Origin of the sequence: Stenotrophomonas sp. AS1, assembly GCF_048957655.1 — a bacterium.
Lineage (GTDB): Bacteria > Pseudomonadota > Gammaproteobacteria > Xanthomonadales > Xanthomonadaceae > Stenotrophomonas > Stenotrophomonas bentonitica_A.
Genome location: NZ_JARVXM010000005.1, coordinates 1 through 22,694, shown reverse-complemented (window position 1 = coordinate 22,694; position 22,694 = coordinate 1). Strand labels below are relative to the sequence as shown.

Genomic DNA, 22,694 nt, shown 5'->3' with positions numbered 1-22,694 from the left:
GAATTAAGCCGCGCCGCGAAGCGGCGTCGGCTTGAATGAACTGTTAGACATCATTGGCGTGGAGCCGAGCAGACTGGCGGCTTCGTGCTTCACAAAGTAAATGAACGCAGTCAACTGATCAGCGCGTGAGGCCAAGCAATCCATCCCTTGTCCAAGGTAAGCCTGCTGGGCTTCAAGCAGCACGGGCTGATGTTGGACGGGCAGGCGTTCCATTACCCAGTTGGCAGCTACATCCTTCGGCGCGATCTTGCCGGTTGCTGCGCTGTACCAAATGCGAGACAAAGTAAGCACTACATTCCGCTCGTCGCCTGCCCAATCCGGTTGTGAGTTCCATAGTTTCAAGGTGTCGGCCAGTGCTTTGAATAGATCGCTTTCCGGGACTGGGTTGAAGAAATCTTCCGCGGCCGAACCTGCCAAGGCAAGGCTGTGTTGCCTTGCTTTAGTTAGCAGAATAGCCAGATCAGCATCGGTTGTCGCGGGCTCGAAGATGCCCGCAAGAATGTCCTTGCGCTGCCACTCCCCGAATTGCAGTTCCCGTCTGGCTGGATAACGCCAAGGAACAACATCGCCGTACACGACGATGGTAACTTCCAAGGCACGGAGAGCTTCACTTTGGCCGGGAGAAGCGGAAACTTCCAGGAAATCTACGAACAGAGCCTGCCGCACAGTCTCATCGAGCTGTGCAGTCACAGTAACCAGCAAATCAATATCACTGCATGGCTTCAGGCCACCGTCGAGTGCAGAGCCGTACAAATGCACGGCCAGCAACGTCGATCCCAGATGATGCTCGATGACGTTGAGTGCCTGTGATAGCTGTACCGAAATCTCGGCGGGCACTGCGTTGCTCATGATGTCTAACACCTGAGTTAAGCCGCGCCGCGAAGCGGCGTCGGCTTGAACGAATTGTTAGGCGGCAATGTCTGGATGGGTCGGTAAGAAACGCGCCCCAGCCACTCCCCGGTCTTTGCCGCCAACTCTGGAGCATACGACGCCAACGCCAGAATAAGGACTGGTACTGCCGCGATGTATGCAAAGACACCCAAGACCCGAAACCGCAGAGCATAGAAGGCTCCGCAGCCTGAACACTTGTACTCAGTGGTCATGCGACCAATGCGCTGCCCTGCATCCACACTGGGAACACGCACAAGATCTCGATCTGTGTCGACTGTGGCTTTGCAGGATGTGCATGCGAACTTGACCATGCCGCCTAACGCCTGAGTTAAGCCGCGCTGCGTAGTGGCACGGCGTTGTGCTAGAAGCTAGCACAAAAGGCCGGGCCACGAAGCGGCGTCGGCTTGAACGAATTGTTAGGCCATGATTATTGCCACTCTTTCTGCTGCCAATGGGTGCCTTTGTCTAGTGCAGAAAGCGCGAGTCCAGCCCATTTCCGAACTTCTTGATCAGGGTGATCTAAGTCGAGGGAAATCACAGCGGCCACAGAGGGGTCACCGGATTCGCCGAGTAATTCAAGAATCTTTCCGCGAGTGTATGCGTCGTGGACTGTGGGAAGCAACTCGATAAGTCGCGGCACTACTTTTTTTGAATCTGGACGGTTTCCCCAGTATGCATTTTCAAAGGTATGAGGGTCTCTATCGAGAATCTGAGACAGCCACTCTTCAACTTGCGAGTCTGTTGGGTTCATGGCCTAACACCTGAATTAAGCCGCGCCGCGAAGCGGCGTCGGCTTGAATGAATTGTTAGATGCCAGCCCGATCAATGTGCGCTGACCTTGGATAGCAGATTTAGAACGGCGACACCACTAACGATAAGTCCCATGCCAACGAACGCCCACAAGTCTAGTTTCTGGCCATGGAAGATCCAAGCGATAGCTGCCACAAGTACGATGCCGAGGCCAGCCCAAACAGCATAAGCAATGCCGACCGGGATGGACTTGATTGCGAGAGAGAGGAAATAGAACGCAAGCCCGTAGCCAGCCACAACTACAACAGAAGGAACTAACTTGGTGAATCCATGGCTGGACTTCAGTGCGGAAGTTGCGACGACCTCACCAAATATTGCAATAGCTAGAAAGAGCCAGTTCTTCACGTGCAATCTCCTCTACGGTATGAAGGATAAATAGTGGTGGCTATGAGTTGCCAAAAACAGTCTTGCGGCTGTCGATTTTCTGTGAGCATACGCAACGCCAAATCTGGCATCTAACGCCTGAGTTAAGCCGACCCGTATAGTGGAGGCGGCGGCGTGGCAAGCTTAACCTGCCACGCCGTTGCCGGAGCGAAGCGGGTTCGGCTTGAACGAGTTGTTAGACGGCGCTGCCTGCGAACTTGCGGTGCGTGATGACCCGATCACTTCTGTCTGAGGCAAATGCGCTGCACCCTTGTTCTAGGGCCCACTTCTCGGACTCACGCAAGAAACGCTTCACAAGGTCTGTTGATCGATGGCTTGGGGCCACATAAAGGCCTTCGATGTAGCCGGTCTTGATTCCTTGGAGTTCTTCCAAGTCATGTCTTATCGAGAGTTCGACATGCCCAACAGCCGCGCCGGTAGCATCACGTGCGATGAGCACTTCTACAGGCTCCTCAAGTCCACCAGAGAAGTACTGCTCAATCTCCGAGGCGTGATCATCCGCTAGCCAAAGAAGATTCCGCAGCGCTAGCCAGTCGGCAGCGTCTTGTTCTTTCACAGGTAAGATCGAAACGCTCAAAGCCGTCTAACACCTGAGTTAAGCCGCGCCGCGAAGCGGCGTCGGCTTGGACGAATTGTTAGGCCGCATATCGCGACCTGAAAGCGGCACGCAAGACCTCAACCTTTTCCGCCCCGAGTGAGGTGCATGCGAGCCTGTAGGACTCTATGTGCTTTGTAGGCCAGTCCACTGGTGGTACTTCATCGGCATAGTAAAAGTAATCCCAGATGATCGCCTCCCAGCTGTTACAACGGACTGGCCGCCCGGCGATGACGCCCTCAGCCGCCTCTGGGCACGAGCCCTGCGGAGCCTCCGCGATTTCATACGCTTCGTCTGCCCACCAAGCAGGTTCGCAGTCAAGTAACTCATCCCCGATCTCCGCTAAGAATCCATAGTCCAACTCCTCCATGACGCGCCCGCCGAGCATTTCAACTATTGCCTCGAGCTCGCCGCGCCTCTCGCCGGGAAACGTCAGATCAATATCATCGTGCTTGCGTGTTACACGCCCTAGCCGTGCATCGATCGCCCAGCCCCCACCGATCCAGAGCGGCAGATTTCGCTCATCTGCCGCAGCTAGAATTTTGTGTATCAATGTGACCTGCGTTGTGTCCATGCGGCCTAACACCTAGTAGCTTCCACAAAGGGAAGTATGGACCCGATAGTGGCCGCTCCCCGAAGGGTAGTCAAGGAAAAACCCCACCCGTAATCAAGGAGTTGGCCGAGCTTCCGGGCGCGTAGCGACCCGCACACTCCCTGCCATACGGGTGCAGGTGCGCGGATATGGAATATCGCTCGGAAACGCCGGCGTTGCAGGCGGGTGCAGGGGGAGGCGGCCGCGGGCTGCTGCAGGAGATGCGCCGGCAGTTGCGGGTGCGGCACTACAGCCTGCGGACCGAGCAGGCGTACCTGGGCTGGGTGCGCCGGTTCGTGGTGCATCATGGGCGTCGGCATCCGCGCACGATGGGCGCCGCGGAGGTGCAGGCCTTCCTCACCGCGCTGGCGGTGGAGGGGCGGGTCGCGCCGAGCACGCAGAACCAGGCGTTGTCGGCGCTGCTGTTCCTGTACCGCGAGGTGCTGGGGATGGAGCTGGCGTGGATGGAAAGCGTGGTGCGGGCCAAGCGCCAGCGCAAGCTCCCGGTGGTGCTGTCGCGGGCGGAGGTGGAGCGGTTGCTGGCGCAGCTGGAGGGGCGCCCCTGGTTGATGGCGAGCCTGCTGTACGGCACCGGGATGCGGCTGCTGGAGATGCTGCGCCTGCGGGTCAAGGACCTGGATTTCGAGCGCGGGGACATCACGGTGCGCGACGGCAAGGGTGCCAAGGACCGGCGCACGGTCCTGCCGCGGGCGCTGGTGCCGGCGTTGCGGCTGGAGGTCGAGCGCGCGCGGGCATTGCATGCGCAGGACGTGGCGGCCGGCTACGGCGCGGTCTGGTTGCCGCATGCGCTGGCGCGCAAGTACCCCAATGCCCCGCGCGAGTTCGGCTGGCAGTTCGTGTTCCCTGCGCTGCATCGGTCGCTGGACCCGCGCGACGACGCGGAGCGCCGCCACCACGTGGACGACGGCATGCTGGCGCGTGCGCTCAAGCGCGCGGCCCGCGGGGCAGGCGTGGACAAACCGGTGTCCGCGCATACGCTGCGACATTCCTTTGCCACCCACCTGCTGGAATCCGGCTACGACATCCGCACCATCCAGGAACTGCTGGGCCACAAGGACGTGGCCACCACCCAGATCTACACGCACGTCCTCAACCGCGGCCCCAACGGCGTCTGCAGCCCGCTGGATCGGGGGTAATGCGGTGGCGCCATGCTCCCGTGCCGCGCCAGCGATCGCGCATCCCGGCAGCGAAGGGCAGATCGCGGGTGGCGATGTCGGCATCAACGAGTGCGGGTGCCCGCGCACGTGCAACCCCGCACCGGGGCCTGGAGAATCAGTCAGCCATCACTGCGGTCGACCGTAAGCTTGATCCCGAGATCTCCGACAGTGACGCTTGCCGGGGGAGCTTACGCTGGCTGTCGGTGAAGCGGGACTTCTTCATGGAACCTCCTAGGAAAAGCGTACGAGAAAATTCCACTTCTGGCGTCAGCTAATGGGCGGGGGGATTACCATACAACGCCATCTCGTCCCTGTTGACGCGATCGGATGGCCACGTAGTGTGTTTTCCTACGCGGCCGTGGGGCAACCACCGATCGCTCTAGGAGTAGCCTCTGACTAGCCTGCAGAGGTCGGCAACGTGCGGCACCGGACAGGAGTCCAGGTCATCCAGCCGCTGCGGGCCGCGTCAGGGATGGCGCGGCTGCCGACGCCAGACTGCTTAGCGCAGGACAGCTGCTTCAGTGTTTGGCGGGTGCGGAATCACTCTTCGAACTCCAGCCTTCTGCCAATTGAGACGCGTGGGGTCGCACCGTGTGTGTCCGGTTTCGGCCGAGGCTGTGTAAAAACTCCCGGGCGCGGTGCTGCCGACGACGATGCAGCCAGTTTGAGCAACCAGCGCTGCAGTAAAAGAACTTGATGCTCAGGCTGCGATGGCCCGCACCATGCCCTCGGTGCCCATGATCTTGATCATCCGCTTCATGTTGTAGGCCAGAACTGCCAGGCTGATCTCCGTTTTGACCTTCGGTAGCGTCTTCGTCAGCAACGGCGTCGTGCCGAGCCATGATTTCAGCGTGCCGAAGACATGTTCCACCGTCTGCCTTCGCACCACCGCTGTTTGCGGCCTGGCATCCAGCAGCATCTGCATTCGTTCGAGCACATGCTCGTGCTCCCATCGTCCGATACGCCTGTAGCTGGCAGTCGTGCACTTCTTCCGGATTGGGCAGCGGGGGCAGGCGGAGGACCAGTACTTGTGCAAGGTCAGCCCTTTCTCCTCTGTCGTAAAGCGGTGGATCGCCCGTTCGCCCGCCGGACATTCGTACTCATCAGCGGCTTCGTCGTAGACGAAATCGCGTTTGTCGAACCGGCCTTCGGCCTTGGCGTTGGATGTCAGAGGCTTGGGTACCAACGGGATGACGCCTGCCTCCTCGCACGCCAGGATCTCCGGGGCACTGAAGTAACCACGGTCCGCCAGCGCCGTCATATGCTCGGCGCCAAGGGCGTCCTTGGCCTTCATCGCCATGCGTGAGAGTTGCGCACGGTCGTGACCGTCGTTTGTCACGTCGTATGCCACGATCAGGTGGTGCTTGGCGTCGACCGCCGCCTGGACGTTGTAGCCCACCGTGCCCGTGCCACGGCCACTTGAGGTCATTGATCTCGCGTCGGGATCCGTCAGCGAGATCTGGTGATCGGGGGTGGCCTCAAGCTGCTTTTCAATCTCGTCGAGCTTCTCCATCTGCGCATGCAGCTTGGCCAGCTTGTCTCTCAGCTGGGGAACGCGGCCCTCTGGCAACAAAGTGGGATCGCGATCTGACCGGTCCAGCTCGGCTAGATAGCGAGCAACGCTGTCCTCCAGTTGCTTCCGGCGCCCCTTGATCTTGCCGACGGTGAAGTTGCGATCTCGACTGTTCACTGCCTTGAGCTTGCTGCCGTCAATCGCCACGATCGCGTGCGAGAAGACCTTCATGTTCCGGCACAGCGCGACGAACCGACTGCACACGGCTGTGATCGCGCCGCCGTTGTCCTTGCGGAAGTCGGCGATGGTCTTGAAGTCCGGCGCCAGTCGACCGGTCAGCCAGATCAGCTCCAGGTTCCGTTGCGCCTCCCGTTCCAGGCGCCGGCTGGACTGGATGCGATTGAGGTAACCGTAAATGTAGATCTTGAGCAGCGCGGCGGGGTGATAGGCAGGACGGCCACCAGCCCCGCGATTGACCGCCTCGAAGCCCAGCGCGCTCAGGTCGAGCGCTTCGACGAAGGCATCGACCACCCGCACCGGGTTGTCTTCGTGGACGTAGTCTTCCAGCCGATCAGGGAGAAGAAGCCCCTGGGAACGATCAACGCCATCCACAAATCGCTTCATGCAGAGCACCCATCGACCGGTGCTCAGATCATGCCAGTGGAGGCAGGGTTTTCACACAGCCTCGGCCAAAAGCGGTCGTACCTCATTCTCCTAGCATGAGGCTGCCCTATGATGGTTGCACGAACGCTAACCGGAAAGCACATGGAATATGTGCTTGAGTGACCTCAAAGTAGTGACGGAGCGCAACGATGAACACTTACGAAGCTTGTAAAGAGAGGTTGGCACTTCTCTTAGACACGCCGAGAGATTTAGGAAATTACAACGAAGCAACTGCACGCTTCCAGCTTATAGATTTAATCCTCACTGACGTATTGGGTTGGGACCGTTCGAACGTCTCGGTAGAAAAGCACGATCGTGGAGACTTCACCGATTACGAGTGCGGGACTCCTGTAGCTCTACTCGTCGAGGCTAAGCGAGGGGATGTCGGATTCTCCCTGCCACTTGGAACGCCAAGCGGGCCGACGAAAATACAGACGTTAACAGATGGAAATAAGGAGCTCTTAGCGGCTATCGAGCAAGCAATCGGATATTGCCAGGAACGCAGTATTCCATACGCTGCAGTTACCAATGGCGATCAGTGGATATTCTTTTTGGGTTCACGGATAGATGGCGTCGCGTCACACAGGGGCAGATGCCTTTGTTATTCAAACCTTAGCGATTTGCACGAACGTTTCAGAGAGGCATGGGACCTTTTCACCCCGGAGGGTATAAAGGAACGAAACCTCACTAATTTATTGTCAAAAGACGCATTGCCCCCGCCGCCAGTAAAGCTCGCCGCGAGGCTGCCTGACTATCCAGGATTCAAGAACAGAAATCCGATAGCAACGGAACTGCAAATTTTCGGAGGGCTTTTTTTTGACGATATCATCAATGATCCATCTCTAGAAGAAGACTTTCTAAAGCATGCATACTGCCAAAGCGGTGCACTATCTCAGTATGCTCTCGTCAGCAAAGAATTGCTTCAGTCAAGGTACACGACGTTTTTTGAAGGTCAGGCAGGCGTGGCCGCTTCTCCTGCGACTACAAAGAAGGGCCTAAATCCTCAATTGACCAAAGATGCAATTGCAGCCTCTCTAAGTAGGCGCCCAATTCTTTTGGTTGGCGATGTTGGAGTTGGGAAAACCACCTTCATTCGCAACCTTATAAAGAACGAGGCAAAAGAAGAGTTGGGGCGTTCTCACGTGATTTATGTTGACTACGGAACCAGGCCGGCTGTTGCAGACGATCTCAACGCCTTCACTTCCTCCGAAATCATTAGGCAATTGCGTGAGGACATGGACTTAGACATCTATGAGCGGCAGTTTGTGCGTGGCGTTTACAATCAGCGTCTTGCTGATTTTTCTAAGGGCATTTATTCGGATCTAAAGAAGTCGGATGAGTCTGCATTTCGACAAAAGGAGATTGAATTTCTTGAGAAGCTCATAGATAAAGATGAGGAGCACCTCAGATTATCGCTTGAGCACATCTCGAAGGGGCACAAGAGACAGATAGTCGTCTTTCTCGACAACGTTGATCAGCGCCCCCCTCAATTTCAAGAACAGGTATTCCTAATTGCAACGAGCATGGCAGCCCACTGGCCCGTGTCCGCCTTCGTCGCGCTTAGACCTGAAACTTTTGCGCTCTCGCGCACGAGAGGCGCGATTGCGGCTTACCAACCGCGCGTCTTCACGATAGAGCCCCCAAGGATCGATTTAGTAATAAGGAAGCGACTCGAGTTCGCCCTGAGCACATTGAAGAGATCTGGGAGCCTGCCCGGAATGCCCGCTGGTGTAAGCCTATCTTCCAGGAACGTCGAGCGCTATCTGGAAATGTTGATCCAAGCGTTTGAATCTCAAACTGAAGTTATAGAGTTCATCGACAACATGTGCGCGGGTAATGTGCGCGAGGCGTTGAATTACGTGGGTTGGTTCGTCGGAAGTGGGCATGTTGATAGTGAAAAAATTCTGTCGATTATGGAGCGCTCTGGAAAATACTCCCTTCCGCTTCATGAATTTTTGCGCGCAGTGATCCATAAGAATGGGGAGCATTACGACCCTACAGATTCACCGATCCTCAACATATACGATCTATCGAGCAATACGCCAGCTGAGCACTTCGCGCTGCTGGTCCTTTTAGACTATGTTGAACGCGCCGGGCAGGTCGGCGGATTGCATGGATTCGTCGAACGAGGCGCGGTACTTTCCTACCTGCAGACTTGTGGATTCACTGTGGAACAATCTCTGGCACACCTTAGACGTGCTTTTGAGCACAGTCTCTTGTCTTCTCCTGAGGGCCTGAAGGGAGAAGGTGGCGACCGAATGAGAATAACGTCTGCTGGCGCGTACTCGAGAAAGAAACTGGCCGCGCTGTTCGCTTATTTGGATGCAGTAGTGGTGGACACACCCATAACCGAGCCGAGTCGTAGGAGTGCGATCGTCGATGCTAGGAGCATCGATGATCGTCTATCCCGAGCTCTGTTATTCCTAGATTACTTGGACTCATGCTGGGAACGGTCCGCACATTTGCGTGACAAGTTCGACTGGAACAGCTTGTCAACGTTAGCGAGGACTCAGGTGGCTCAAGTTCAGAGCAGACTGCACCAGACATAGAGAACGCGCAGGGGGTTGAAGGTGGGCAGAGCCATCTTCGGAAAATGCAGTAAAAGCAGAACAACTGTCCGCTTTGGGTCGAAAGCTGCCGATCGGGATCCGCTTGATGCTTAGCGGGGCGGATGATCAGGCTCCATTGGTCCCGTGATCACGACCTGTCGGCACACGCAAGGGGGGGGGCTGGCTCGGCCCTGAACACCCGACGGCGGGAGGCCCGCAGTCAAGAACGGGCTTGCGGCGACCGTAGCCGTCTAGCGCGTTATGACTAAGAATTACTTAGAATGTCGTCATGAGCGAATACACAAGATCGGGACCCGTAGCTGCTGAGACGTGCACGTTTGCGGCCATCGCAGCGCAACTTGCTGGCAGCTACCTCCATCACCTGGTGCCGGCGTTTCGAACCCCGGCCCGCCTGATCTGTCCCTCAAACGAGGCGGAACTCGCCGTCGTCGAAGCGATGACGCAAGCGTCCGCCGCACGAGGTATACCGGTCGAAGTCATCGATCTGCGCCCTGCGCCTGCCGAACGCTTGGATGCCGTCACGGCACTTTGCGGGCGGGGGAGCAAAGAGCGAGATGCCATGCCGACATTGTTGATCCTACGTGGATTTGATGTCTTCGGAGACGATACGCACGAGGCACCCACGTATCCGTTCCGATCCGAGTTTCAGTTCGACAAGAAATACCTGTGGCTCTTCATCGGCCGGGATGCGACACGCATGCGGTTCCTGTTCGGTAGCTACCGACGTCCGCTTTATCAGGCGGCCGACGACATCACTCCGGATGCGTGGCGGCCGAGCAGACGTCATGATCAGTGAAAGAGAGTTCGAGCATCGTCTGGAACAGGTGCGCCAGAATCGCGAACTGGAGCCGGCCTTCTTTCGTTGCCTGCTGGGCGCCGTCGTGTATGTCCATGCGCCCGTATCGGACGATCATCCGCGGCTAAGGCTGGTCCAGTTTCGGCACCCGGATGGATTCGACGCCATTCCCTTCTTTACGTCGCTCGAAAAGGCGCGAGTCCCCGCTGGGATCACTGCCAAGATTGTCCCACTGCGGGGGCGACAGTTCCTGGAACTCACACAGGGCGCGACCGTTATGCTGAATCCCAACGACGGCGGCTGTGTGCTGTATCCCGAAGAGGTGAGTGCTCTGCTGCAAGGGGGGGACTGTCGCCCGCGTCGAGAAGTTAGCTTTCGAAGTGGAAACGCCGTTTCTGGTCATGGAAGAGGCCAATGCGCCAGTGTGGCTGCTGGTGACGCTAAAGGCGCTGTACGAAGGACTAGCTTTCGTTGACGTGGCGTACGCGCTGAGAGTGGCGACACCTGAGCATCCGGATCACCCAACGTACCTAATCGTGATCGGGGTGGCGCCTGAACATGCCGAACGGGCGGCCCGCGCCACGATCACCCAGGTCCAGTCAGCCGTGGCCGAAGCGGAGTTGCCGCTTGATCTGACCGTGTTCGATCCTGCGCACGGCTTGCCCGAGTATCTGAGCCGCGAGGGCGTGGAGCGCATCTTTGATCCAAGAAGTCAGCCGTAACGCGTATAGGGCCAAGCGCGGACTTGGTGAGCCTTTGCTCAAACGTGGCTTGGCAAGGAGTCGAAAATCGCCCATTGGAGGGCGCTCCTAGTCGAGGCTCCGCTCATAGGTCAAAGTCAGATCGCGCAAAGCCTGGTTACCCGGTAACCTTACACACCTGCGTCTCCCGGTGACTTTCGGTCCCTCGAGACCTCGTAACATTACACTATTCAGTACAATTGTGTGAGTTGTCACTCGCAAAAGGTAGAAAATATGCGGACTCTAACTGACTCACCCAGAAAGTTGCGCTGGGTCTTATATTCTCTACCGTTCTAGGACACCTATCCTCACGCTTTGTAGCTAATGGATACAGGAAGCCCCTTCTACTAAGGGGCTTTTCTATTTTTTGCTCACTACTTTTGTAAAATAAAATGGTATAGTCATTCATATGTAGTAAATGTAGAAAAAGACCTTATGTCCTCGCTTGCGATGCGCGTGATGAATCAAGGTGAGCGCGTGCCACTTCTGCTGGACGATCAGGGGCTTCCTGTGTTCTACCCGACGCTCTTTGCGACGGCGCAGTTGCGCAACGCCGGAGCGGCCGTCAATACGATTCGAAACGCTCTCACGCACATCCAGGTGCTCCTTCGATGGGAGATGCAGGAAGGACGCAACCTCGTTGACGAGTTCACGGGTGGGACGTTCCTTTCGTTGCCAGACATCGTGTCGCTGCGCGATTTCGCGAAGCTGGACATGCGATATGTGGGCGCTAGAGAAGACACCGAAGTGCGCTCGGGCAACGTGGTGGCCTTTTCTGATGCACGGGTAGGCCCGACGGTGGCGCGTCCCTCGGTGACCCAGCGAGTGGCCTACAACCGCATGACGACGATCGCGGACTACCTGGAGTTCCTCGGCGGCGTCATCATCCAGCATCGCAACTCTGCGGAGTTTGCGCACGATTTGGCTGAGATGGGCAAGCGCATTCGAAAGCACCGCCCACGAGGGTCCAAGCACGGACTCATTCAGACGCCGGTCGAGAAGTCGCCTGATCCAGGGGTGGTCAAGCGGCTGCGGGAAGTCATCGCCATCGGGAGCGACGAGAACCCGTTCAGCGATCCGACGATCCAGCTGCGGAATGCGATCATCATCGAGTTGTATCGAGTCACCGGCATGCGAACGGGCGAACTGCTCAGCCTTTGGGTGGAGCAGTTTCATCTTGGGCACGAGCCAAGCGTCAGCGTTCGACGCAATCACGATGACGTGCACGATCCTCGCGCTTATCAGCCGACCAGCAAAACGAAAGAGCGCATTCTGCCGATCTCGGACGAGCTCGCAAAGCTGGTCCAGCACTACATCCTTGAAGTGCGTGCACGCATTCCTGGAGCGCGACGACATCCCTACGTTTTCGTATCGCACAAGGCCGGGAAGACCTTTGGGAGGCCGCTGTCGAAGAATGGCCTGTACCGAGTCATCGAGCGAGTCAGCGCGGTCTCGCCAGAACTGGCGGGCATACATCCTCATGCACTGCGCCATCACATGAATTACGCGCTGTCGCTAGCGATTGATCAACACAATGCAGCGTCGCGTTCCAATGACGCCGAGCAGATCATTAGGGAGGGTCGCGAGCAGGACATTCGTGCACACCTCAATGGACATCGCAACAAGGAGTCGGGCAAGGTCTATAACGAGCGTCATATCCGTGAACAGGCCGACAAGGCCATGCGACTGCTTGGCAGCGCACTTGCTCGCAATAACGATAAGAAGGTGGGTGATGAAGGCAAGCGCTAAGGCGAATGCAGCCGTACCAGAGACTGCTTCGCCGCGTATGGCTATATCGAAGGATGGCTATTCATTCGATCCGAAGGACATGCAGTGGAAGCTCAATAAGGATGTTCAAATCTCGCTTGGTGTCATAGATGACCTTGAGCCGGATTGTAGGCAGGGTGCCCGCCTCACCCTTCAGCGCTACGCAGAGGAGCAATCCGCCTCACATACCTACAACATGGCTGAGCGCATGAAGCGGTTCATTCGTGAAACGGGGTCTGCTGAAGTGTCTCCGGCTTCGCTCATGAACTGGAGAGCCTCACTCGGATTGGATGGGGAGTGGAATCTGGGGGGGCTCAAGGGGTTCTTGCTGGCATGGCATGACTATGGGTTCGCTGGGATCTCCAAGGATGTGGTTGAACTACTTGAAGGTTGGCGTATCACCGGCAATGAAAAAGGCGCAGCTGTGGCAAACGGCTGCCCAGAAACGGGACCTTTCACGGATATTGAGCTGCAGTCCCTATTGGATTGGGCGAATCTCGCGGTGGTCCAGAAAACGATTGATTTCGAGGATTACGCCTATCTGTTGATGCTGGCAATGACTGCTCGGCGACCCATCCAGATCGCTGCGCTCAGAGGCAAGGATCTGGCTTTGCCGAAGGCAGGCGATAGCTTCTATACGCTAAATGTTCCACGCTCCAAGCAGCGAGGTGGCTCCTTCCGCGGTGAGTTTCGTTCACTTCCAATCCCGAACGATCTTGGCGTTGTGTTGCAGCAACAGCACAGGGGCTCAGTCAAACTTGTCGAGAGTCGAGTGGGATATACGTTGCACGCATCGCTGCGGGATGAAATTCCGATCTTCATCAATGCATCCAAGGCGTACACACTTCGACGCAACACCGATGGTTTCGCGCTTAAAGAGTTGCTTCTTGGAGGTACGCCTGATCTTTTGCACGCGACGACGACATCATTTAGTCAGGCGCTACAGCGCGTCGCACAAGCGTGCACAGCGCGCTCGGAGCGGACTGGCGAATATCTCCGCCTCACAGCCACGAGATTCCGCTACACACGAGGTACGAAACTTCGGAGGGAAGGATTCGGGGCATACGTGATCGCAGAGTTGTTGGACCAATCCGACATCCAGCAGGTCAAGGTCTATACCGAGAATACGGCCCAAGAGGCGGTGTTCATCGACCGGATAGTGGGCCCCGCCCTTGCGCCATTTGCACAAGCTTGTCTAGGAACGCTGGTTCGCAGCGAACGTGACGCGATACGCGGCGACGACCCTACCAGTCGTGTGTCGAATGATCGGCAGAACGCCGTGGGGACATGCGGAAACTTTGGCTTCTGCGCCAGTGGATATCGCGCTTGCTATACATGCGTGCACTTCCAGCCCTGGCTCGACGCTCCACATTCGGAAGTGCTCGAGGATCTTTACGCTGAGAAACTCAGGGTGAAGGAGGCTGGATGTGCGGAGGTGGTGGTCAACGCCAATGATCTCCTGATACTTGCTGTGGAAGACTGCGTCTCGAAGTGCGCTGCCATGCGTCAACAACTGGCTGGCGCATCGTGCCTCGCTGAGGTGGCCGATGGCTGATGTCGTCCTCTTTGTACCGCGTGACGCACGATTTGCCAGCGAAAATTTGGCTGAGTTCATACGGCTTGCACGTGAAGATCTAACCGCATTCGGTGGGCGAGACGGTTGGGAAGAGCACAAGTGGAGGCTTGGAAAGACATCAGTTGTATTTGCCACGAAGACGAAGGAATTAACGAGCCATCGTTTCACCCCGATGGCAGAGCCGTTCATCCAATTCGCCAAGGCATACGTTCGTTATACGTACAGTCACAAGCCCGTTAAGAACATTGACTATCCGCTTCGAGCATTGCGTTGCATTGAAGCGGCTCTTCTTGAGTCCCGCGGAGGTGCCGACGTCAGCGGCCTGAACGGGGCTGTGATGGATGTGGCGGCTGCCAAGTGTCGGGAGTTCTACAAGAGCGACGACGAGAGATGCCAGACGGGGCGTCAGATGGCTCGCATTGTCGAATTCCTTCGGGAGAAAAAGATTGTCCCTTCCTTGCAGCAGTGGAAGTCGCCGTTCCCGAAGCCGAAGATACTGACCGAAGACATCGGAGGCGCGGGGAAAGCACACCGTGCAGCGAAGCTGCCGTCCAACGAGGCAATGTTCGCTTTGGCTGAAATGTTTGCAGCCGCCGATGATGTCGAGACTCAATATTTTTCCTCTATCGCCACGCTTTTGATGGTTGCACCGTCGCGAATTTCTGAGGTGCTCGCGCTTCCAGTTGACTGCATTCAGTGGGATACCGACGAATATGGAGCGCCGCAAATGTGCCTGCGATGGCGGGCAGCGAAGGGCAAGGGAGCCACGAAGAAGTGGGTGCCTTCGGTGATGCAGGATGTTGTCATCGAAGCCGTGCGTCGGCTGACCCAAATCGGCGCTCCCGCTCGTGCGGCTGCCCGCTTCGCTCATGATCACCCTGGAAGATTTATGGATCATCCGGGCTGTGTGGTGACGGTGGGCGATGCCGCCGATCGTCTGCTGATGCCGAATGAAGTGGCAGCTGCTCTAGGGCTTCGGGTTCACAGAAAAACGTACCGTACTGACGGCACGCCCACTTGGTCGCAGGTGGTTGGGGACAAGCGGTTGAAAAAGCTCCTTGATCGGGGTGACATCTCCTACAAGGATCTGGCCGCCTACGTTTTTGAAGGGTGCGCCGGGCCGGATTGGCCATTCATTGATGACAGCAGGACAGTGAAGATCTGGGATGCCCTCTGCCTGCACCGCGTGAACGAGTTCCATCGCGAACATGAAGTCAAGCGGTTCTCATGGGCAATCGCCACATCAACGATGGTGAATGATCGCCTGGGCGGGAGTTCGGATCTCTCGCTCTTCGAGAAGAAGGGCTATCGGAACTCAGATGGAAGTCCAATCAAGCTCACGACTCATCAGCCCCGTCATTGGCTCAATACCCTGAGTCAGCGGGGCGGTATGGACGAGATGACGTTGGCTCAGTGGTCGGGCCGCGCCCGTGTTGCCGACAACGCGCACTACGATCATCGTTCGCCAGAGGAGCGCATGAGAGAGGTGCGAGACATCCTCAAGGTGGAACATAAGTCGCTACTTGAACGATTCCAGAGCCGTCAACCGGTCACTTATCAAGAGCTTGGGGTAGATCGCCTGGGGACCGCCAAAGCTACGCTCTACGGGATGTGCGTTCACGATTACGCGATGAGTCCCTGCCAAAAACAGCGTGAATGCATGACTTGCAAGGAGCATGTATGCATCAAGGGGGATCACGTGACATTGGATCGAATCCTGCTTCTGGAGGCGCAAACCAAAGCGCTTCTTGATCGGGCCCTCGAGGCTCGCGAAGCTGGGGACTTCGGCGCAGACCGATGGGTGGACAACCATAAATGGAAGTTGGCACATGTGCAGGCGATGCGCATGACGTTGGAGCATGATGGCGTGCCCGATGGCACTGTCTTGCGCATTCCAGATGGTCACGATCCTTCGCCAGTGCGGCGAGCGCTGATTGAACTAGGCGTAGTCCTGCCCGATGCTCTGGCTCTGCATCCTCGCGTAATTCCCTTGGCACTCGCATAAAGCCATGCCGAAGAAGATTGTCACGAAATCGACCCTACCCAAGATCCTGCGGGTATTGGATCAATGGGAAGGCAAGTTGACCTGGGATGCTTACTGCGATCGAGTTGCCCAAGCGCTTGGCATCGATTCCGTGAGCCGCCATGCGTTGCTCAATTATCCTGCAATCAAGGAACACTACCGGCGTCGGCAGCAGGAGCTGAGAGAGGTTAGGGATCAACGGCCAAGAGACTTCACGATGGAAGTTGCAAATCGGCGGATCGCGGATCTTGAGGCGCAGGTGAGCCGGCTTGAAGCCACCAACACGTTGCTGCTTGATCAATTTCGGCGGTGGCAATACAACGCGTACGCCAACAACGTGCGGATGGATAGCTTGAATTTGGATAAACCACTGCCTGCGGTTGATCGGTCAGGACATGGGGCGAAAGGGAAGAGTAGGTAGATTTTCGAATTGCATCGAGCATCGGCAAGCGGTCGAACAGTTGGCAGATCTTGATGCAGCAGGGAGCGAGGATGTCTCACTTGAGCGTTGTTGTCTCAGTTTTTGAGACTCACGTGGAGTAGCTTCGGGTCACTGGAGTGTGGGATGCGATGGATGAACCTGATTCAAGCTTACTGGCCGGCTATCGCTGCAATGGCGTTCTCGTTGCTGGCCGTAGGAGTGATATCTACCTTGCGGCACAGTTCATTTGGTACGGAGTTGATGGCTAGTTGTTGGCGCGCACTTAAAACTGACCCAGGCTGCGCGTTGAACTTTGACCCACCCGGTGTACGGGGCTGAGGGTATCAGTTGGTGGTCTGGGTGGTGGCCTCCTTTGCCCTGATTCTGGCTTTGGTCTTGTTGGCGGCGGTGCTGTTGCGCAGCCGCCAGGAGTCGTTGCCGGTCTCCAGGATGTGGCAGTGGTGGGTGATGCGATCCAGCAGCGCGGTGGTCATCTTGGCGTCGCCGAACACCTGACCCCATTCGGAGAAGGCCAAGTTGGTGGTGATGGCGAGGCTGGTGCGCTCGTAGAGCTTGCTGATCAGGTGGAACAGCAGCGCGCCGCCTGAGGGGGTGAACGGCAGGTAGCCCAGTTCATCGAGGATGACCAGGTCGGCATAGGTCAGGCGCAGGGCGATCTGCCCGGCCTTGCCCTGGGCCTGTTCCTTCTCCAGCGCATTGACCAGTTCGATGGTGGAGAAGAAGCGCACGCGCAGGCGATGCTGGCGCACGGCCTGGATGCCGATGGCGGTGGCCAGGTGGGTCTTGCCGGTGCCCGGTCCACCGACAAGGACGACGTTCTCGGGGGTGTGGATGAAGTCACCCTGGTGGAGTCGTTCGACCAGTGCGCGATCAACGGGACTGGCCGCGAAGTCGAACCCGAGCAGGTCACGATGGACGGGGAAACGTGCGGCCTTCATCTGGTTGGCCTGGGCACGAACCTGCCGTTCGGCGGACTCGGCCTGCAGCAGTTCGGCCATCCAGTGTTCGGGCTCCATGGTGTGCAGGCGCATCTTGGCCAGCAGTTCGGGCCACTGGCTGGCCATGCCGTGCAGCTTGAGCTGCTGCATGCGCAGCGGCAGGTCAGGCGTCGACATGATCTGCCTCCCGCAGGGCGTCGTAGCGGGCCGGATCGGACACCGGCGGATGACGCAGCGTCACTCGCGAGGCGACCGTCTCGATCGTGCGGTCCGGATGCTGCAATCGCCCCAGCACGTTGAGCACGTGGTCGGCGCGCACCAGGCCGGACTCGAGTGCCAGTTCCACCGCCACCAGTACCGCTTCGAGCCCGTGCACGGGTACGGCGGCCAGCACCTGGGCCATGGCGCGGTCGCCGTGAGGCTGGCGCAGCAACACCTGCTGCAGCTTGCGCAGCGGATCGGGCATGGACAGGAACGGCGCGCCGTCACGCAGTGCCCCCGGCTTGCGCTGGACCAGGGCGATGTAGTGCTGCCAGTCGTAGTGGACCCGATCACGCTCGAAGCTGCGCCGGTGGCGGGCGACCTCGGCCTCGCCGACCACCACGGCCAGTTCGAAGGGATACACGCGCAGGCTGGCGACGGCGTGGGCGTGTTCGCACGGCACGCTGTAGCGGTTGCGCTGGAAGCTGACCAGCGCGGTCGAACTGACCCGCACCGGCCGCTCGATGTAGCCGTCGAAGGGCGCGGGCATCGGCATCAGGTGGGGCTGTTCGTCCTCCAGAGCTTCGGCCACGGTGATGTCGGAGGCATCCGGATGCGCCTGCATCGGCCAAGCGGCGCGGCACTCGCTGGCGAGCCAGGCGTTGAGGGTGTCCAGATCTGGCCAGTGGCGGGCCCCGGCCTCGATCCAGATCTGTCGGCGCCGGTCCTGCACGTTCTTCTCGACCCGCCCCTTCTCCCAACCCGCGGCGCGGTTGCAGAACTCCGCGGCGAACAGGTAGTGGCTGGTCATGGCGTGGAAGCGGGCGTTGACCCGCCGTTCCCGGTGCTGGCCGATCCCGTCCACCGCCGTCTTCATGTTGTCGTAGATGCCGCGGCGCGGCACGCCACCGAAGGCGGTAAACGCCTGGGTATGAGCATCGAACAGCATCTCGTGGCTCTGGGTGGGATAGGCCACCAACCAGAAGGCGCGGCTGCAGGCCAGCTTCACGTGGGCGAGATCCAGCGGCATCTTGGCGTGGCTGCCGACGAAGGCGTACTCGCGGCTCCAGTCGAACTGGAAGGCTTCACCCGGAGGAAAGTGCAACGGCACGAAGGCCGGGCGGCGGCTGGCGCCGCCGGCCGCCTTCCACTGGCGGATGAAGGCCGTCACCCGGGTGTAGGTGCCCGGATAGCCGATCGCCTGCAACTGCGAGAACAGCACCTTGGCGGTGCGTTGTTCCCGCCGGGGACGATGGCTGTCGGCACGCAGCCACGTCTCCAACTGGGACCGGTAGGGATCGAGCCGGGAGGGCGAGGCTCGCCTGGGATAGACCGGCTCGGACTGGCCGCTGCGCAGCCATCGCCGGATGGTATTGCGGGATAGGCCCGTGCGCTTGGCGATCTCGCGCAGCGGCAGGCCATCGCGGAAATGCATCCGCCGGATCTTGGCCAACATGACCATGGTGATCACTCCTGAAATCCCCCGAGCAAAAGATGCTCAGGATGTGGGCTTCAGGTGGGTCAGTTTTACCCGCGCATCACCGCCGAAAGTGGGTCAGTTCTGGATGCGCGCCAACACCAAGACGGGCCGATCGGCTCTGGCACTGTCGCGGGAGCTGGGGATCGGCTACGACGCGGCCTGGCTGCTCAAGCACAAGCTGATGCAGGCCATGGTCGAGCGTGAAGGCAGGCGCCAGTTGGCCGGCTGGGTCCAACTGGACGATGCCTATTTCGGCGGCGAGCGCCGGGGTGGGCCACGTGGCCGCGGTGCCGACGGGAAGCAGGCGTTCGTGGCCGCCGTGCAGTGCTCCGAGGAGGGCCATCCGGAAGTGATGCGGCTGGATGTCGTCAAGGGATTCAGCGCCGATGAGATCGGCGCCTGGGCCACGCGCCACCTGGCCCCCGATACCGTCGTCGTATCCGATGCCCTGGCAGGGTTCAATGCGGTGGGCGAGGTGGCCGGCACCAGCCATCGCCGGCTGCGGACGGGCAGCGGTGGGCACAAGTGCGACCATCCGGCACTGCGCTGGGTCAACGTCATGCTGGGCAACGTGAAGACCGCTCTGCGCGGCACCTACCATGGACCCCGGCGCAAGTACGCCCAACGCTACCTGGGCGAGTTCTGCTATCGGTTCAACCGACGGTTCGAACTGCATCGGCTGGTTGCACGATTGACCTACGTGCTGCTCCGTACGCCGCCGCTGCCCTATCGGATGGCAACCGTGGATGCGATAGCCGGGTAATCAGGAACAAAAAAGCCACGTTGAATCCAGACTCCAAGGCATTGCCGCATCATAGCGGCAGCAGAACCGGCACGAGAAGGACCGTCACCACCAGGGCGATCATCGCCAGCGGCACGCCGATCTTCACGAAATCGACGAAGCGATAGTTTCCCGGCCCCACGACCAGCATGTTCACCGGCGATGAAACGGGAGTCATGAAGGCCGTCGACGCGGCAAGCGCCACGGTCATGGCGAAGGGATAGGGCGAAGCCTCCAGCCCCGCCGCAAGGGCAAGCGCGACCGGCGCCATCAGCACGGCGGTCGCGGTGTTGGAGATGAACATGCCCAGAAGGGCGGTGACGAAGAACAGAACAGCCAACACGGCACGCGGAGAACCGGACCCTACCGTCGATAACAGCCAATCGGCCGCCAGATCGATCCCGCCCACTTCCTGCAGCGCAATCGAGAAGGGCAGCATGCCGACGATCAGAACCAGCGTCTGCCAATGGATCGAACGGTAGGCGCCGTTCATGCCGACGCAGCCGGCAAGGCCGAAAAGCAGGCAGCCGATCAGCGCCGCCAGAACATTGGGCACGATGCCGCTGGCCATCATGAAGACCGTCAGGAGCAGGATCGCCACCGCAAATGGCGCGCGCGACCGGACGGGCGCTACATCGTCGCTCTCGACAGGCAGGTTCAGCAGGATCAGCCGGTCCGGCGAGCGCGGCAGACGCTCTATCGCGCGCCAGGGGCCGATGACAAGGAGTATATCCCCGGCGCGGAACCTCACTTCCGTCACCGGCTCTTCCAGCGCCTTGCGTTCGCGCCTGACCCCGACGACCGTCACATCGTGAAGCGATCGGACATCGGCCTCCGCCACGGTTTTGCCCACCAGCCTCGAATCCGGAGAAAGCAGCACTTCGGCCATGCCGATCTCCTGACTGCGATCCCCGAAATAATTGGCGGCCAGTTCCATCGGGTGCAGCCTGAAGCTGCGAGTCACTTTCCCGATATCGAGATCGCGCCCGCACGCATCGATCATCAATATGTCCCCGGCCTCCAGCTGGCTGTGGGCGTGCGGGCGCAGAAGCTGGCGGGAAAAGCGCCTCTCACGCTCGATGGCGATGATATTGATCCCGGCGCTGCCGCGCAGGTCGAGCGTGGCGAGCGGCCGTCCGATCAGGGAAGAATAGGGATCCACCGCAAAGCGGTATTCGCGGCCCTCCAGTCCGTATTTCTCTATGAAATCGCGAAGGGTGGGGCGTTCCGGCCCCTGCTCCGCTTCCGGCACGCCGGCGAGGAAACGGCGCGCGGCGAGCATATAGATGATGGCCAGGACAAGCAGCGGAAGGCCGAAAGGCGTGAAGGCGAAGAAGCTGAATCCCTCATAGCCATGCCGCTCGAGCTCGGCATGGACCACGAGATTGGGCGCCGTGGCGACCAGTGTCATCATGCCGCTGAGCAATGCCGCGACCGACAGCGGCATCATCAGCCGGCTGGCGGGAATGCGGGCGTTGCGCGCGATCCGCAGGACTATGGGGATGAAAATGGCGACCACGCCGGTCGAGCTCATGAACGAGCCGATGCCCGCCACGACGATCATCAGCAGCACGATCAGCCGGGCCTCGCTGCGGCCGGCCTTGCTGACAAGCCAGTCCCCCAGCATCTGCGCCACGCCCGTCCGGACCAGCGCCTCGCCCACAACGAAAAGCGCGGCGATGAGGATGATGTTGGGATCCGCGAAGCCGGCGAATGCCTGCTCGACGGTGATGACCCCGGAAAGCGGCAGCGCCACGATCATCATCAACGCAACGGCATCCATTCGCGGACGGCCGATCGCGAACATGACAATGGCGGAAATCAGCAGGGCGAGGACAAGGGCCAGGTCGGACATCGTCCCAGCCTAGTGCATTTTTTGCAGTCAGGGGAATCCGCGCGCCGCAAAGAGGTCCGGCGGCCGCCTGTTCGGGGGTGACTTGCCTACTCCGGTTTCCGGCTGGCGGGCTGCCGCAGGCGCAGGATATTATCCAATACGGAAGGATGCAGCGGCCGGGCGAACTGGCAGCCGACCACGAATTCATCCACCCACACGACCTTCGCCTGCTGGGGCTCCAGCTGCGGCAACCTTATCCAGCAGGTGTCCCCGATACGGAGCGCCTGGATCGCGGCAATACGCACGCCATGCGTGGAAATGTCGAGGATCTGGACATTGGTGCGGACGTTCCCCTTGCGGAACTGCACAGTCGCATTCAGCGGCCGCCGCTCGGCAAGGCGAGAAATCTTGCCCAACCTCCTGCTTCCAGACCTGCTGCAGGCGCATTGGCCGGACTTTCTCGCGCGCCGTGAGGTAGAAGACCGCCCGCTGCCCGAGTATGTGCGCGAGGAGTTCGAGACCTACCTGCGCTGCGGCGTGCTCGAGCACGGCTTCCTGCGCGTGGTCTGCGAGCACTGTCGTGCCGAGAGGCTGGTGGCGTATTCCTGCAAGAAGCGCGGCTTCTGCCCCAGCTGCGGCGCGCGGCGCATGGCCGAGTCGGCGCGGCATCTGGTGGACGAGGTGTTCGGCCCGCGGCCGGTGCGGCAATGGGTGCTGAGCTTTCCGTACCCCTTGCGTTTCCTGTTCGCCAGCAAGCCAGAAGCCATTGGCCCGGTGCTGGGCATCGTGCAGCGCGTGATCGCCGGTTGGCTTGCCGATCAGGCCGGCGTGCCGCGGGATACGGCGCAATGCGGCGTGGTGACCCTGATCCAGCGCTTCGGCAGCGCGCTGAACCTGAATGTTCACTTCCACATGCTGTG

The 22,694-nt window shown here is 59.3% G+C and carries 20 protein-coding genes and 1 pseudogene; 11 read left to right on the top strand and 10 right to left on the bottom strand.

Going from position 1 to position 22,694, the window contains the following annotated elements:
- Positions 1-3 precede the first annotated feature (3 nt).
- The 5 genes from PV764_RS08320 to aadB all read right to left on the bottom strand — a co-directional run bounded on the left by PV764_RS08320 (position 4) and on the right by aadB (position 3,254).
- On the bottom strand, positions 4-849 hold the full coding sequence (locus tag PV764_RS08320) for an AadA family aminoglycoside 3''-O-nucleotidyltransferase (RefSeq protein WP_421116441.1): 846 nt from the start codon (positions 847-849) through the stop codon (positions 4-6).
- Between the two features lie 469 nt (positions 850-1,318).
- Positions 1,319-1,642 carry a HEAT repeat domain-containing protein gene (locus PV764_RS08315; protein WP_421116440.1) on the bottom strand — a complete coding sequence of 108 codons (324 nt, stop codon included), beginning with the start codon at positions 1,640-1,642 and terminating at the stop codon, positions 1,319-1,321.
- A 71-nt stretch (positions 1,643-1,713) separates the two neighbouring features.
- The gene (gene qac / locus PV764_RS08310; RefSeq protein WP_015059047.1) at positions 1,714-2,046 is read right to left on the bottom strand and encodes a quaternary ammonium compound efflux SMR transporter QacL; all 333 of its coding nucleotides are present in this window, start codon (positions 2,044-2,046) and stop codon (positions 1,714-1,716) included.
- A 214-nt stretch (positions 2,047-2,260) separates the two neighbouring features.
- Positions 2,261-2,662: an aminoglycoside 6'-N-acetyltransferase AAC(6')-29 gene (gene aac(6')-29 / locus PV764_RS08305; RefSeq protein ID WP_312827949.1), complete on the bottom strand. Its 402-nt coding sequence runs from the start codon at positions 2,660-2,662 to the stop codon at positions 2,261-2,263.
- A gap of 58 nt (positions 2,663-2,720) precedes the next feature.
- On the bottom strand, positions 2,721-3,254 hold the full coding sequence (gene aadB / locus PV764_RS08300; protein ID WP_000381802.1) for an aminoglycoside nucleotidyltransferase ANT(2'')-Ia: 534 nt from the start codon (positions 3,252-3,254) through the stop codon (positions 2,721-2,723).
- Between the two features lie 167 nt (positions 3,255-3,421).
- Here aadB and PV764_RS08295 point away from each other — a divergent pair, with 167 nt between their 5' ends.
- Positions 3,422-4,429, top strand: coding sequence for an integron integrase (locus PV764_RS08295; RefSeq protein WP_421116439.1), 1,008 nt, complete (start codon positions 3,422-3,424; stop codon positions 4,427-4,429).
- 721 nt (positions 4,430-5,150) lie between these two features.
- On the opposite strand, the gene PV764_RS08290 is transcribed toward PV764_RS08295, so the two are convergent.
- Positions 5,151-6,587, bottom strand: coding sequence for an IS1182 family transposase (locus tag PV764_RS08290; RefSeq protein ID WP_421116438.1), 1,437 nt, complete (start codon positions 6,585-6,587; stop codon positions 5,151-5,153).
- A 188-nt stretch (positions 6,588-6,775) separates the two neighbouring features.
- Between PV764_RS08290 and PV764_RS08285 the strand changes: the two genes are divergently transcribed.
- The 8 genes and pseudogenes from PV764_RS08285 (at position 6,776) to PV764_RS08250 (ending at position 16,519) form a co-directional block, all read left to right on the top strand.
- Complete coding sequence (locus PV764_RS08285; protein WP_421116437.1) at positions 6,776-9,175, top strand: AAA family ATPase; 2,400 nt, start codon at positions 6,776-6,778, stop codon at positions 9,173-9,175.
- A 289-nt stretch (positions 9,176-9,464) separates the two neighbouring features.
- Positions 9,465-9,992 carry a hypothetical protein gene (locus tag PV764_RS08280; protein ID WP_421116436.1) on the top strand — a complete coding sequence of 176 codons (528 nt, stop codon included), beginning with the start codon at positions 9,465-9,467 and terminating at the stop codon, positions 9,990-9,992.
- Positions 9,883-10,260: pseudogene (locus PV764_RS08275) on the top strand (SseB family protein); the annotation flags it as partial. The gene PV764_RS08280 and the pseudogene PV764_RS08275, both read left to right, overlap by 110 nt.
- 58 nt (positions 10,261-10,318) lie before the next feature.
- Positions 10,319-10,714 carry a hypothetical protein gene (locus PV764_RS08270; protein WP_421116490.1) on the top strand — a complete coding sequence of 132 codons (396 nt, stop codon included), beginning with the start codon at positions 10,319-10,321 and terminating at the stop codon, positions 10,712-10,714.
- Positions 10,715-11,167: 453 nt separating this feature from the next.
- Positions 11,168-12,481, top strand: a complete 1,314-nt coding sequence (locus PV764_RS08265) for a site-specific integrase (protein WP_149500782.1) — start codon at positions 11,168-11,170, stop codon at positions 12,479-12,481.
- Positions 12,465-14,054 (top strand): site-specific integrase, encoded by a 1,590-nt coding sequence (locus tag PV764_RS08260; protein ID WP_232092444.1) that lies wholly within the window; start codon positions 12,465-12,467, stop codon positions 14,052-14,054. Before PV764_RS08265 ends, PV764_RS08260 begins: the two co-directional genes overlap by 17 nt.
- Entirely contained in the window at positions 14,047-16,080 is a 2,034-nt protein-coding gene (locus tag PV764_RS08255) for a hypothetical protein (protein WP_232092445.1), read from the top strand. Before PV764_RS08260 ends, PV764_RS08255 begins: the two co-directional genes overlap by 8 nt.
- A gap of 4 nt (positions 16,081-16,084) precedes the next feature.
- Positions 16,085-16,519: a hypothetical protein gene (locus PV764_RS08250; protein ID WP_080114903.1), complete on the top strand. Its 435-nt coding sequence runs from the start codon at positions 16,085-16,087 to the stop codon at positions 16,517-16,519.
- A 344-nt stretch (positions 16,520-16,863) separates the two neighbouring features.
- Here PV764_RS08250 and istB read toward each other — a convergent pair whose 3' ends face one another.
- Positions 16,864-17,655, bottom strand: coding sequence for an IS21-like element ISPa36 family helper ATPase IstB (gene istB, locus PV764_RS08245; protein WP_003097544.1), 792 nt, complete (start codon positions 17,653-17,655; stop codon positions 16,864-16,866).
- Positions 17,642-19,141 carry an IS21-like element ISPa36 family transposase gene (gene istA / locus PV764_RS08240; RefSeq protein WP_003097546.1) on the bottom strand — a complete coding sequence of 500 codons (1,500 nt, stop codon included), beginning with the start codon at positions 19,139-19,141 and terminating at the stop codon, positions 17,642-17,644. Before istA ends, istB begins: the two co-directional genes overlap by 14 nt.
- Between istA and PV764_RS08235 the strand changes: the two genes are divergently transcribed.
- The gene (locus PV764_RS08235) at positions 19,134-19,922 is read left to right on the top strand and encodes an IS1595 family transposase (RefSeq protein ID WP_164145999.1); all 789 of its coding nucleotides are present in this window, start codon (positions 19,134-19,136) and stop codon (positions 19,920-19,922) included. The two genes, istA and PV764_RS08235, sit on opposite strands and share 8 nt — an antisense overlap.
- Before the next feature lie 49 nt (positions 19,923-19,971).
- Here PV764_RS08235 and PV764_RS08230 read toward each other — a convergent pair whose 3' ends face one another.
- Positions 19,972-21,795, bottom strand: coding sequence for an SLC13 family permease (locus tag PV764_RS08230; protein ID WP_279732101.1), 1,824 nt, complete (start codon positions 21,793-21,795; stop codon positions 19,972-19,974).
- Positions 21,796-21,881: 86 nt separating this feature from the next.
- A complete protein-coding gene (locus PV764_RS08225) occupies positions 21,882-22,190 on the bottom strand; it encodes a PilZ domain-containing protein (RefSeq protein WP_019185708.1) in 309 nt (102 codons plus the stop codon).
- Between PV764_RS08225 and PV764_RS08220 the strand changes: the two genes are divergently transcribed.
- The coding region (locus tag PV764_RS08220; RefSeq protein WP_421116435.1) for a transposase zinc-binding domain-containing protein at positions 22,093-22,694 on the top strand (602 nt) is incomplete at its 3' end. The two genes, PV764_RS08225 and PV764_RS08220, sit on opposite strands and share 98 nt — an antisense overlap.